Origin of the sequence: Pseudonocardia halophobica (assembly GCF_027922425.1) — a bacterium.
In the GTDB taxonomy this organism is placed as follows: Bacteria; Actinomycetota; Actinomycetes; order Mycobacteriales; family Pseudonocardiaceae; genus Pseudonocardia; species Pseudonocardia halophobica.
Map to the genome: position 1 here is coordinate 66,856 of NZ_BSFQ01000036.1, position 12,079 is coordinate 78,934.

At 75.6% G+C, this 12,079-nt stretch carries 10 protein-coding genes and 1 pseudogene; 3 read left to right on the top strand and 8 right to left on the bottom strand.

The window, feature by feature from the left end; all coding sequences use genetic code 11:
* Window positions 1-71: 71 nt before the first annotated feature.
* From PKE99_RS29650 to PKE99_RS29660, 3 genes are read right to left on the bottom strand one after another with little or no spacing between them, the layout of a single operon-like run.
* Window positions 72-1,598 (bottom strand): tripartite tricarboxylate transporter permease, encoded by a 1,527-nt coding sequence (locus PKE99_RS29650; protein WP_197040742.1) that lies wholly within the window; start codon window positions 1,596-1,598, stop codon window positions 72-74.
* Window positions 1,595-2,137 carry a tripartite tricarboxylate transporter TctB family protein gene (locus tag PKE99_RS29655; RefSeq protein WP_037049172.1) on the bottom strand — a complete coding sequence of 181 codons (543 nt, stop codon included), beginning with the start codon at window positions 2,135-2,137 and terminating at the stop codon, window positions 1,595-1,597. Before PKE99_RS29655 ends, PKE99_RS29650 begins: the two co-directional genes overlap by 4 nt.
* A complete protein-coding gene (locus PKE99_RS29660) occupies window positions 2,134-3,147 on the bottom strand; it encodes a Bug family tripartite tricarboxylate transporter substrate binding protein (RefSeq protein ID WP_051737826.1) in 1,014 nt (337 codons plus the stop codon). The genes PKE99_RS29655 and PKE99_RS29660 overlap by 4 nt, the downstream gene beginning before the upstream one ends.
* Window positions 3,148-3,291: 144 nt before the next feature.
* Here PKE99_RS29660 and PKE99_RS29665 point away from each other — a divergent pair, with 144 nt between their 5' ends.
* A complete protein-coding gene (locus PKE99_RS29665) occupies window positions 3,292-4,905 on the top strand; it encodes a sensor histidine kinase (protein WP_037049169.1) in 1,614 nt (537 codons plus the stop codon).
* A complete protein-coding gene (locus PKE99_RS29670; RefSeq protein ID WP_037049166.1) occupies window positions 4,902-5,588 on the top strand; it encodes a response regulator in 687 nt (228 codons plus the stop codon). Before PKE99_RS29665 ends, PKE99_RS29670 begins: the two co-directional genes overlap by 4 nt.
* 39 nt (window positions 5,589-5,627) lie before the next feature.
* On the opposite strand, the gene PKE99_RS29675 is transcribed toward PKE99_RS29670, so the two are convergent.
* The 5 genes from PKE99_RS29675 to PKE99_RS29695 form a co-directional block, all read right to left on the bottom strand.
* Complete coding sequence (locus PKE99_RS29675) at window positions 5,628-6,479, bottom strand: alpha/beta fold hydrolase (RefSeq protein ID WP_197040747.1); 852 nt, start codon at window positions 6,477-6,479, stop codon at window positions 5,628-5,630.
* Window positions 6,480-6,575: 96 nt separating this feature from the next.
* Complete coding sequence (gene mihF / locus PKE99_RS29680; protein WP_037049162.1) at window positions 6,576-6,887, bottom strand: integration host factor, actinobacterial type; 312 nt, start codon at window positions 6,885-6,887, stop codon at window positions 6,576-6,578.
* Between the two features lie 190 nt (window positions 6,888-7,077).
* Window positions 7,078-7,527, bottom strand: coding sequence for a nuclear transport factor 2 family protein (locus tag PKE99_RS29685; RefSeq protein WP_037049159.1), 450 nt, complete (start codon window positions 7,525-7,527; stop codon window positions 7,078-7,080).
* A 49-nt stretch (window positions 7,528-7,576) separates the two neighbouring features.
* On the bottom strand, window positions 7,577-8,917 hold the full coding sequence (locus tag PKE99_RS29690) for an NAD(P)/FAD-dependent oxidoreductase (protein ID WP_037049156.1): 1,341 nt from the start codon (window positions 8,915-8,917) through the stop codon (window positions 7,577-7,579).
* A 164-nt stretch (window positions 8,918-9,081) separates the two neighbouring features.
* A complete protein-coding gene (locus PKE99_RS29695; protein WP_271214941.1) occupies window positions 9,082-11,241 on the bottom strand; it encodes an LCP family protein in 2,160 nt (719 codons plus the stop codon).
* A gap of 27 nt (window positions 11,242-11,268) precedes the next feature.
* Between PKE99_RS29695 and PKE99_RS29700 the strand changes: the two are divergent.
* Window positions 11,269-12,079 (top strand): annotated as a pseudogene (locus PKE99_RS29700) (hypothetical protein); the annotation flags it as partial.

Sequence of the window (12,079 nt, forward strand, 5' to 3'; positions counted from 1 at the left end):
CCCCGCGATCCTGGCGATCGCGGGGGCGGGCGTGAACGGGCGCGGCGGGGAACCGCCCGGACGGACCAGGGTCAGACCGGGGTGCGCTCGCGGTCCGGGTCGGCCGGCCGGGCGGTCCGGGCCGGAAGGGCCTTGCGCACCAGCGGGAACAGCAGGAGCAGCGCGATCACGGCGTAGACGGTGATCGCGATCGGCGTGGAGACCAGGGTGCTGACGTCGCCGTCGGCGATCTGCAGGGCGCGGCGCAGCTGCAGCTCCGCGTCCGGCCCGAGGATCACGCCGATGATCGCCGGCAGCACCGGCAGGCCGTAGCGCCGCATCACGAACCCGACCGCGCCGATGCCCAGCAGGACCAGCAGGTCCACGGCCTGCCCGGAGACCGCGTACGCCCCGATGCAGGCGAAGAACAGGATGCCCGCGTAGAGGTACGGCCGCGGGATCCGCAGCAGCTTCGCCCAGGCCGGCGCGAGCGGCAGGTTCAGCACCAGCAGCAGGACCAGGCCGACGAACAGGCTGGCGATGAGCGTCCACACCAGGTCGGGCTCGGTCTGGAACAGCAGCGGGCCCGGCTGGATCCCGAACTGCTGGAAGGCGGCGAGCATGACGGCGGCGATCGCCGTCGTCGGCAGCCCGAGGGTGAGCATCGTGGACAGCGTCCCCGCCGAGGACGCGCTGGCCGCCGACTCCGGGCCCGCCACACCTTCGATGGCGCCGGACCCGAACTCGTCGCGGTGCTTCGACAGCCGCCGCTCGGTGACGTACGACAGGAAGGTCGGGATCTCCGCGCCGCCGGCCGGGATGGAGCCGAACGGGAACCCGATGAACGGGCCGCGCAGCCACGGCTTCCACGCGCGCCTGACGTCGCCACGGGACAGCCACGGCCGCCCCACCGGGATGACCTCCTGCTGCCCGCGACGCAGGTGCGCGGCGACCCAGAGGGCCTCGCCGACGGCGAAGAGCCCGACCGCGACGATGACGACGTCGATGCCGTCGGCCAGCTGCGGCACGCCGAAGGTGAGCCGGGGCTGCCCGCTGAGCGGGTCGAGCCCGACCAGCCCGATCGTGAGGCCGATGGCCAGCGCCGCGAACCCGCGGATCCGCGAGCTGCCGAGCACGGAGGTCACGGCGACGAACGCCAGCACCATCACCGCGAAGTAGTCCGGGGCGCCGATGTCGACGGCGACGGACGCGACCAGCGGCGCCAGCAGCACCAGCCCGATCACGCCGAGCAGGCCGCCGACGAAGTGCCCGATCGCGGCCGTGGCCAGCGCCTGCGCGCCCCGCCCGGACTTGGCCATCGGGTTGCCCTCGAGCGCGGCCATCACCGACGCGCTCTCGCCCGGGGTGTTGAGCAGGATCGAGGTGGTGGAGCCGCCGAACATCGCGCCGAAGTAGATGCCGGCGAACATGATGAAGGCGCCGGTCGGGTCGAACGCGTAGGTCACCGGCAGCAGCAGCGCCACCGCCATGGCCGGGCCGATGCCCGGCAGCACGCCGATCGCGGTGCCCAGCAGCACTCCGATCGCGGCGAACAGCAGGTTGGCCGGGGTGAGGGCGGCGCCGAAGCCGCCCATCAGGCTGGTCAGCGACTCGATCATGCGCCGAACACCCCCATGAGCGGGCCGCCGGGCAGGTCGACGCCCAGGAGGCCGTCGAAGATCACCCAGGTCACGACCGAGACGCCGGCGGCGATGAGGAGGTCGCGCAGGTAGGTGCGCGAGCCCAGCGAGTACGTGGCCCCCCAGAAGAGGACGACGCCGGCGATCGGCCAGCCGAGCAGCGGGATCAGGGCCGCGGTCGCGATCAGGAACCCGGCCAGCATCCCGACGGTGCGCAGGTCCGGCGGCGTCGACAGGTCGATGTCCTCGCCGGCCTCGGCCTCGCCGTGCCCGCCGCGCAGGACGTCGACGGTCAGCAGCACCGACAGCAGCAGCAACGCCCCGCCGAGGACCAGCGCGACCGTCCGCGGGCCGAGCGGGTCGGAGTCGCTGCCCGCGCCGCTCTCCAGCAGCGTGTCCACCACGACGAGCACGCCGACGACGAACAACAGCAGCGACACCCCGAGCTCGGAGTGCTCCTTCAACCAGCCCCGCTTCTCCCGCGGCGGCGCGGGAGCCTTCTCCTCCACGGCGGTCATGACGTCAGCCCCAGTTCCCGCAGCACCCCGGCCACGCGCTCGTTCTCGCTCTCCAGGAAGGCCCCGAACTCGGGGCCGGGCTGGTAGGCGTCCGTCCAGCCGTTGCGCTCCAGCGCCTCCGCCCACTCCGGGCTGCGCCGCAGCTCGTCGAAGGCCGCCTCGAGGTCTGCCCGGCCCTCGTCGGACAGCCCGGGCGGGGCGACGATCCCGCGCCAGTTCGTGAACTCGACGTCCAGGCCGGCCTGCTTCAGGGTCGGCGCGTCGACGCCGGGGACCGGGGCGCCGGCCGTCACGGCCAGCACCCGCAGCTCCCCGGCGTCGATCTGGTCGGCGTACTCGCCGAGCCCGGAGACGCCGAACGCGACCTTGCCGCCGAGGACCGCGGCGAGGAGCTCGCCGCCGCCGTCATAGGAGACGTAGTTGACGTCCTTCGGGGGCAGCCCGGCCGCCTTCGCCATCAGCATCGGCGCCAGGTGGTCCGGCCCGCCCGGCGAGGAGCCGCCGCCGACCGGGACCCCACCCGGGTCCGCCTTCCATGCGTCGACGAGCTGCCCGAGCGACGTGTACGGCGAGTCCTTCGCGACGACGACGATCTCGGTCTCCTGCGTGAGCCGCGCGATCGGCGTGGTGTCGGCGAGGGTCGAGGGCGAGTCGTTGGTGTAGACGCTGCCGACCACGCCGAGGCCCATCGACATGACGAGCTTGTCGTTGCCGCTCTCGTTGACCGTGCGCCCGAGCCCGACCGTGCCGCCCGCGCCCGGGAGGTTGAACACCTCGACCGGGCCGGTGAGCCCGGCGTCCTCCATGGCCTTGGCCGCGGTGCGGGCCGTGACGTCGTAGCCGCCGCCGGGGGAGTTCGGGACGAGCACGCGCAGGCCGCGCAGCTGGGTGCCGTCACCCCCGCCGGTCAGGGCGCCCACGGCGGGCGGCACCAGCAGGACCGCGGCGGCGGCCACCAGTACCGCCAGCGCGGCGGACAGGCCGCGTGTCGGTTTCTCCCGGACGGACATCGGTGTCGATCCCTCCCCGTCGAGTGGACTGTGGCGCTCATCGTGCGGGGCGCGGGTTCCCGCTGTCGCGCTTGTGTCCGCAACGGTGGTTGTGGTCGTTCTGTACACGCGCCGGAGGGCACCGCCCCCGCCTAGGCTGGCCGCGTGCGCCGACGCCCGCTGGCCCGCCAGTTCCTGGTCTGGCAGCTGCTGGTGGTGGCCATCCTGCTCGCGGCGGTGGCCGCGCTCGCCGCCGTGCAGTCCGACGCCGCGTTCCGGGAGACCCAGGGCCGGCGGATGCTGTCGGTCGCCGAGGACGTCGCCGCCACGCCCGGGATCCGCGCCGGCCTGGTCAACCGGAACGTCGACCTGCTGGCCAGCTTCGCGCGCAGCGCGGAGAACCTCTCCGGTGCCGACCGGATCGTGGTCGTCGACGCGAACCGGGTCGTCCGGAGCTCGCCGGACCCCGCCGAGCTGGGCATCCCCTTCGAGGTCGGGGAGTCGACGGCGTTCGCCGGCCGGGCCTGGACCGGCGCCGCGGACCGGACCGTCGTCGCCGAGGTCCCGGTGATCGGCGACGGCGGGCAGGTGGTGGGCGTGGTGTCCGCCGGCATCCGCGCGCCGACCCTGGTCGAGGCGCTGGCCCCGGCCCGCGGGGAGGTCGCGGCGCTGCTCGGGCTGGAGCTGGCGCTGGGCGTCGCCGGGTCGCTGCTGCTGGCCCGCCGGGTGCGCCGGCAGACCCTCGGGCTGGAACCCGACGAGATCGTCGAGCTGGTGCAGCGGCGCGAGGCCATGCTCCTCGGCGTGAAGGAGGGAGTGGTCGGGCTGGATCCCGAGGGCCGGGTGACGCTGCTCAACCCGGCCGCGCGGGAGCTGCTCGGGCTGCCGGCGGCGCAGGTCGGCGACGAGGTCGACGGGCTGGGCCTCGACCAGCGCCTCGCCGACGTCCTCACCGGGCGCGCGGCGGGGGAGGACCAGCTGGTGCTGCACGGCGGGCGGGTCCTGGTGCTGAACCGGATGCCGGTGCAGGTCGACGGGCGCGGCGTCGGCGCCGTCGTCACGCTGCGGGACCGGACGGAGCTGACCGCGCTGCAGGACCGGCTCGACGCCTCCCGCACGCTCACCGACACCCTGCGCGCCCAGGCGCACGAGTTCACCAACCGGCTGCACACCATCGCCGGGCTGACCGAGCTCGGCGAGCACGACGAGGTGCGCCGGTTCGTCAGCGGGATCGTCGCGGCGGCGGAGGGCTGGCGGCGCGAGGTCGTGTCGCGGGTCGGGGAGCCGGCCGCGGCGGCGCTGCTGGTCGCGAAGGCGAGCCTGGCGACCGAGCGGGGCGTGCGCCTGCGGCTGGCCGAGGACACGGACCTGCACCCGGCCGAGGCGGACCCGGGCCTCGGCGCGGACCTGGTCACCGTGCTGGGCAACCTGGTCGACAACGCGCTCGACGCCGTCGGCCCGGCGGGAGGGTGGGTCGAGATCGGGCTGACCGAGCGGGAGGGCGCGGTGCACGTGCGGGTGCGGGACTCCGGCCCCGGGGTGGCGTCGGACCTGGCCGAGGAGGTGTTCCGGCACGGGTTCACGACCAAGGCCGCGGAGGCGGCCGCGGCCGGTCCGGCCGGCGGGCGCGGGCTGGGGCTCGCGATCGTGCGCGAGGTGTGCCTGCGCCGCGGGGGCCGGGTGGCGGTGGAGAGCGGCGGGGCGGGTCCGGACGGCAGGGGCGCGACCTTCACCGCCGTCCTGCCGCTGCAGCCGGAGCGGGCGGAGGTGGGCGCATGAGGGTGCTGGTCGTCGACGACGACTTCATGGTCGCCAAGGTGCACAGCGGCTATGTCGCGCGGATCCCCGGCTGCGAGGTGGTGGGCGTCGCGCACCGCGGCGCCGAGGCCCTCGACCTGGCCGCGCGGCTGCGGCCCGATCTCGTGCTGCTCGACGTCTACCTGCCGGACATGTCCGGCATCGACGTGCTGGGCAAGCTCCGCACCGGCGCGCCCGACGACCCGTCCGTCCTGGTGATCACGGCCGCGGACGACAGCGCCACGGTCGCCGCCGCCCTGCACGGCGGCGCGCTGCACTACCTGGTCAAGCCGTTCGACTCGCGGGCCCTGCAGGAGCAGGTGGAGCGGGCGGTGCGGATCCGCGGGCGGCTGGCGAGCCTCGACCGGGCCGGTCAGGCCGACATCGACCGGCTCTTCGGCGACGACCGCCCGGGCGGCGGGACCGGTACGGCGGCGCGGCTGCCCAAGGGGCTGACCGCGCCGACGGCGGAGCTGGTGGAGCGGGTGCTGCGCGCGGCCGACGGCGACCTGTCGGCCAGCGAGTGCGCGGAGCGGACCGAGCTGTCCCGGGTGAGCGCGCGGCGCTACCTGGAGCACTTCGTCGACACCGGCGCCGTGACCGTGCGGCTGCGGTACGGCGGCACCGGGCGGCCGGAGCGGCGGTACAGCTGGGCGCGTCGCTGATCGGCCCAGCTCAGCCGGGGTCGTGCGTGCGGAGTGCCGCTAGAGGGGCAGTGCGCACTCACGGGTGTGGGCGAGGACGGCCGCGGCGACGGGTTCGACCACCGTCGGGTTGAGCGCGTGCCCCATGCCCTGGACGCGGACGAGCCGGCCGGCGCCGAGCGCGCGGACGAGGTGGCCGGCGTGCGGCGGCGGGTTCACCGGGTCCTCGGGGGCCTCGATCACGAGCGTCGGCACGGTCACCCCGGCCAGCTCGGCGCCGCGGTCCAGTCCGTCCGTGTCGGCGACGGCGTGTGCGGCCGGGTTGTCCACCCGCCCGGAGTGGGCGACGACCCGCTCCTCCAGCGCGCGGAAGCCCTCGGCGTCGAACGGGGTGCCGGTGCCGTTGAGCAGCCGCCAGTGCTCGACCCGCCAGGCCAGCTCGCCCTGGAGGTCCCGGTCGTCCGTGAACTCGCCCCACAGCCGCAGCAGGGCCGGGTCGGGGCCGGGCAGCTCGGGGTCGCCGTACGCGCCGAGGGCGGCGGTGCAGAGGACCGTGGCGGTGAGCAGCCGGTCGGGGTGGTCGAGCAGCAGCAGCTGCACGAGCGTGCCGCCCATCGACATCCCGACGACGTGCGCCCGCTCGATCCCGAACGCGTCGAGCACCGCGAGGGCGTCGGCGGCGAGGTCGCGGATCGCGTAGGGGGCGTCGTCGAAGGCGTGCGTGGAGAGGCCGGTGTCCCGGTGGTCGTAGCGGATCACGCGGTGCCGCTCGGCGAGCCGGTCCAGCAGCGCGTCCGGCCAGGCCAGCCCCGACGCGTTCGCGCCCATCACCAGCAGCAGCGGTTCCGCGTCCGGCGTCGGGCCGGGGATCTCCTCGGCCCACAGCTGCACGCCCGGGGCGACGTCGACCATCAGTTCCACGCCCCGCACCCTAGAGAACGCCGCACCCGGCCCGGCGGGAGGCCGGACCGGGTGCGGGGAGTCGCGGGCGTCAGGACGCCCGGCGGCTCACTTGAGGGCGTCGAGCAGCGCCTGGCGCTGACGCTCGCCGAGGCCGGCGGCGCGGCGGGACGCGTCGATGCCGGTGCGCTCCAGCAGCGCCGAGACCTTGGCGGGGCCGTAGCCGGGCAGGCTCTTGAGGAGGTCCGCGACCTTGGTCTTGCCGACGATCTGGTCGGACTTGGCCCGGTCGAGGACGGCGGGGATGGTCTCCTCGCCCTTCGCGATCTTGTCGCGGAGCTCCTTGCGCGCCGTACGGGCCGCCGCGGCCTTCTTGAGCGCCTCCTGGCGCTGTTCGGGGGTCAGTGCGGGCAGTGCCATGGTGAGTGCTCCTCTCCTCTCCCATCGACCACCCGCTCGGGGGTGCGTCGGTGGTCGTTCCTGGTACAGCGTGGCCCATAGCGTGGCAGAACACCGAGGGCGGCACGCGGGGAACCCCCAGTTCAGAGGCTCGAAAGGCTCTATAACGGTGTCGCGGAACCGCGAACGGCCGGTTACGGGCGTCGGACGGTCAGCCCGCGGCGAGCTGACGGCGCAGCCGAACGTCGTCCCAGAGCGTCCGGACGGACGCGATCCGACCCTGCCGGACGGCCACCACGGAGACCGCCAGGACCCGCAACGGACGGCCGGTCGGGGGTATCCCGGGGAGCAGCCAGGGCAGCTCGCGGTCGTGCGTGAAGGTCCACCGCAGCTCGTCGACGAGCCCACGGGTGTCGACCGTGCGGGAGATCCGCCGGCGCGCGAGGTCGGCGGGCAGGTGCGGCGTGACGGTGCCCGCGAGGTGCCGCTCGATCTCCGCCCGGTCGTTGCCGCCGGTCATCGCGGGCATGTCCACGAGCACGGCCTCCGGGGCGAGCAGGGCCGCCGCGGACGCGACGTCGCCCCGCTCGTACACGGCCGACCAGAAGTCGTCCCAGACGCGCTCGGCCTCGCGCATCAGGACCTGCATGGACGGGGTCACGAGCGAACGGTAGGTGGCGGCCCGGCGATCTCCAACCGGGCCGCCCGGGTCACGCCGCTTCGTGGTGCTTCGCGACCGCCTTCGCGCCCGTCATGCTGATGAGCCGGTGGCCGCGGTTGCGCGCGTAGCGCAGCGAGCGGACCCAGTTGTAGAGCGTGCCCAGCCGGTTGCCCCAGCCGATCAGGAACATGACGTGCACGTAGCACCAGAGCAGGTAGGCGAGGTAGCCGGTGATCTTGAACCCGCGCACGTCGGCGACCGCCTGGCGGGCGCCGATGGTGGCCATGCTGCCCTTGTCGAAGTAGTGGAACGGGGCGGGCGTGGTGTGGTCGCCCTTGGCCCGCTTCGCGATCAGCTTGCCGACGTAGGTGCCCTGCTGCATGGCCACCTGCGCGACGCCGGGCAGCCGGTCCACCGTGGTGACCATGTCGCCGATGGCATAGACGCCCTCGGCACCCGGGAGGCTGCAGTCCGGGTCGACGGCGAGGCGCCCGGCCCGGTCGGTCTCGGTGCCGGTGACCTTGGCGAGCATCGCCGCGAGCGGCGAGGCCTGCACGCCGGCCGCCCAGATCTTGGTGCGCGCGGTGATGGTGTCGACGCCGTCCGGGCCCTTCACCGTGATCGAGTCGTAGTCCATGTCCGTGGCCGCAGTGTTGAGCCGGACCTCGACGCCCATCTTCTCCAGCCGGCGCTGGGTGTACTTCTGCAGCTTCGGCGCGAAGGGCGGGAGCACGGACGGCGCGGCGTCGAGCAGGATGATCTTCGCCGAGCGGGTGTCGATCGTCCGGTACTCCTTCGGGAGCACGTAGCGGGCCAGCTCGGCGAGCTGCCCGGTGATCTCGACGCCGGTCGGGCCCGCGCCGACGACGACGAAGGTCAGGTACGCGTCCCGCTCCTTCTCGTCCGTCGCGACCTCGGCCAGCTCGTAGGCGCCGAGGATCTGGCTGCGGAGCATCCGCGCGTCCTCGATGCTCTTCATGCCCGGCGCGTAGTGGCTCCACTCGTCGTGTCCGAAGTAGGCGTGCGTGGCCCCGCCGGCGACGACCAGGTAGTCGTAGGGCAGGTCCAGGCGCTGCTCGTTCGGCGCGAGGGCGTGCACCACCTTGGCCTGCACGTCGATGTCGAACACCTCGGCGAGCAGGGTGCGGGTGTTGGACTGCGTCTTCACCACCCGGCGCAGCGCGGGCGCGATCAGGCCGGGCGACAGGATCCCCGTCGCCACCTGGTACAGCAACGGCTGGAAGAGGTGGTGGTTGGTCCGGTCGAGGAGCGTCACGTCGACGTCGGCGTGGGCCAACGCCTTCGCCACGCGCACCCCGCCGAACCCGCCGCCGACGACGACGACCTTCGTTCGGCCCTCGCGGGCGGGGGTGTCCCCAGTGCTGCTCACGTCCGTCTGCCCCTCTGGTGCTCCGGTCCGGTGGATCCGGGCGTGCCGGTGCCCGGTTCGTACCGGTGTCTGGTGTACCGCAGCCCGGGCGTCGTCGCAGGACCGCGCCAGGAAAGGGTAATGGGCGGGCCCCGGGCGTGGCGCGCCCGGCGGGGTCCCGGGGCTCAGTTGCCCCCGGAGCCGCCCTCGCCGCCGCTCTCCGCGCCCGACCCGCTCCCGCCTTCGCCGGCCGTGGGCCCCGCGGCGGCGGCGCAGGAGTCGGCGAGCGAGGTCGGGGCGGCGGTGCCCGCCGCGGTCTCGTCCGAGCCCGAGGTCTCCGGGGTCTCGGCCGTGCTCGGCGCGGCGGCGGTCGTGGGCGGGGCCGCCGCGGCGGGCGGCGGGTTGATCGCGTCCTGCACGACCTTCTGCATGTACTCGACGTCCGGGCGCGAGGTGTCGAACTTGCCGTCGGCCTCGTTCGGGTCCGGCAGGCTCGGGTCGAACGAGATGCTCTGCAGGGTGAAACCCTCGCCGGCCAGCGAGACCAGGGCCGGGAGCACCGCCTGCGGGATGTTCGTGTCGACGTTGTCCTTGGTCGCCTGCGCCACCTGCTGGAAGTTGGCCAGGAGGTCCGTCGGGCTCTTCTGCTCGAGCACCGCCTGGATGAGGCAGCGCTGGCGGCTCATCCGCTGGTAGTCGTTGCTGTCGCGGCGGGAGCGCGCGAACCAGAGCGCCTCCTCGCCGTTCAACGTCTGGATCCCGGGCTGGATGTAGCCGTCCGGCTTGACGTGCCGGCCGTCGGCCGTGACGCCGTTGATCGGCAGCGGCACCGGGCCGACGTCGACCGTCACGCCGCCGACCGCGTCGATCATCGTCGAGAAGCCCGCCATGTTGACCTCGAGGAAGTAGTCGATCGGCAGGCCCGTCATGTACGAGATCGACGACTGCAGGAGGTTCAGCCCGATGTCGTTCGTCGGGCCGGTGGGGGCGAGCGACGGGTTGTTGTGCGCGTAGGCGTACACCGCGTTGAGCAGGTAGTCGCCCGACAGCGGGCTCGCGGGGTCGTGGAAGCCGTTCGGGAACTTCTCGGCCATCGCCGACCCCGGCGGGAACTCGGCGCGCTGGATGTTGCGGGGCAGCCCGAAGATCGTCGTGCGGCCGGTCCTCGTGTCGATGCTGGCCAGCATCATCGTGTCGGTGCGCGTGCCGGTGCGGTCCGGGCCGGCGTCGCTGCCCAGCAGCAGCACGTTCAGCCGCGGCTTGTTGATCGCCTCCGCGGCCGCGGTGCCGCCGGCCCCGCCGCTGAACAGGTCGTTGAGCAGGGAGCGCTGCGAGTTCGCCAGGTCGGCCGCGTAGCCGAACGGCACGGCCACGGCCATGCACAGCACCGCCGCGACGGCGGTGCCCAGGACCTTCCGCCCGGCGCCCATGTCCCGCGGGCGGGCCAGGGCGTAGGTCCGCGCGATCTGGGCGATCCAGCCGAGCGCGGCGACGAGCGCGACGACCGCGCCGACGGCGAGGACCGTCGTCGAGACCGCGTTCTCGAGCAGCGCCCGCCGGCTCATCGTGAGGACCGCGACCGCGCCGGCCGCCAGGACCAGCAGGAACAGGCCGAGGATGAGCCCGCCCGTGCGCCGGCGGCGCAGGATCAGGTGCCCCGTGCCCGGGACCAGCGTCGACGCGGCCGTGGTGGCCAGTGCCGCGCGCAGGGTGCGGCGGGCCGTGCCGCGCCGGCCGGCCCTGCCCTTGCCACCGACGCTGCCGTTCCTGCCTGTGCTGCCGTTCCTGCCGGTGCGGGTGGCGCCGTCCCCGGCCTCCGCGCGGCGGCGGGCGGCACGGTCAGCGGCCGCCTCGCTCGCCGGGATGCGGCGGGGGACACGGGTCGCGGCCGGGTCGTCGAGGCCGGTCGTCCGGGCCGCGGCCGAGGCGCCCGCGGCCCGGGCGGGGGCACGGGTCGGGGCGCCGCGCTCGGGAACGGCGCGGTCGGGACCGGAGCGGGTGTCGGCGCGGTCGGAGCCGGTGCGGGTGCCGGTGGCGGCACCGGTCGTGCCGACGGTGGGCCTGCCGTCGGTGGGCCTGCTGTCGGTGGGCCTGCCGCCCGGCGGGAGCGTGCCGGGGCGCCGGCCGGCCTGGCCGGGCGGGCGCCCGTCGGGTGTCGCGGTGGCGCGGGTGCGGTGGGCCGCGGCGCCCTCGGGTCGTCGCGTGCCGGGACGGCGCTCGCCGGGCCGCCCTTGCTGACCCGGCTGACCGGCCTGCCCGGGTGGCTGACCGGCCTGCTCGGGCCGGCCCGCACCGCCGGGCGGGCGACTGGGGTCGGAGGGGGAGCGGCGGGCCTGGTCGGGCACGCGCCCCGGGGGACCGGGCGGGGCCGCGTGCGCACCGGAGCCGCCGCGGGCGGACGCACTGGCGCTGCGGTCGTCCCGCCGGGGTCCGCCGGGCCCACCGGGGCGGCCGGGGGCGCCGGGGCCGGGAGGCCGGGCGGGACCGCCCTGCTCCGGACGTCCCTGCTCGGCACGTCCCTGGTCGGTCCGGCTCTGCCCGCTCCGGCTCTGCTCGGTGCGGCCCTGGCGCGGCGCGCCGCCCGCGGAACCGCCGCGGCCGCCAGGACCGCCGGGGCCACCAGGACCGCCGGGGCCCCCGGACCCGCGGCGCGGGGCGCCGGAGCGGTCGGCGGAGCGGTCGGCGGAACCGCCGGGGGTGCGGGGGTCGGCACGGGGGTCGGCCCGGGGGTCGCGGGGCTCGCCGGCGGACCTGCTGCCGCGGGACCGGTCGGGCCGCCCGGGGTCGCCCGCACCGGGACGGCCGGGGTTCCGCGGATCGCCGCCGGTCCGGCGGTCGGGCGCACGGTCGCCCCGGCCGGCTCCACCGGGTCCGGAGGGGCCACCGGGACCGCCCTGCGTCGGGTGTGCGCCGCGGCCGCGGTCGGCGGACCGGTCGCCCGGACCCGGCCGGCCGGGGTCGACGGGGGTGCCGCTGGGGGTAGCGCCGGGGCGAGGACCGCCCGCGCGTCCGGGCGGCGGGGCGCTCGCGGAGCGGTCGGAACGGTCGCCGCGATCGCCGCGATCGGGCCGGCTCGCGCCCTGGCCGAGGTCCGGCGCGGGCGGGCGGCCACCACCGGGCCTGCTGCGCGACGGGACGTCCGGGCCGACGGGGCCCGGCGCGCCGGGCCCCGGCACCGCGGGG

Excerpts from the sequence above, each read along its gene's own strand:
- PKE99_RS29655 (WP_037049172.1), bottom strand. The coding sequence starts at position 2,137 with ATGACCGCCGTGGAGGAGAAGGCTCCCGCGCCGCCGCGGGAGAAGCGG.
- PKE99_RS29650 (WP_197040742.1), bottom strand. The coding sequence starts at position 1,598 with ATGATCGAGTCGCTGACCAGCCTGATGGGCGGCTTCGGCGCCGCCCTC.
- PKE99_RS29660 (WP_051737826.1), bottom strand. The coding sequence starts at position 3,147 with ATGTCCGTCCGGGAGAAACCGACACGCGGCCTGTCCGCCGCGCTGGCG.
- PKE99_RS29675 (WP_197040747.1), bottom strand. The coding sequence starts at position 6,479 with ATGGTCGACGTCGCCCCGGGCGTGCAGCTGTGGGCCGAGGAGATCCCC.
- mihF (WP_037049162.1), bottom strand. The coding sequence starts at position 6,887 with ATGGCACTGCCCGCACTGACCCCCGAACAGCGCCAGGAGGCGCTCAAG.
- PKE99_RS29670 (WP_037049166.1), top strand. The coding sequence starts at position 4,902 with ATGAGGGTGCTGGTCGTCGACGACGACTTCATGGTCGCCAAGGTGCAC.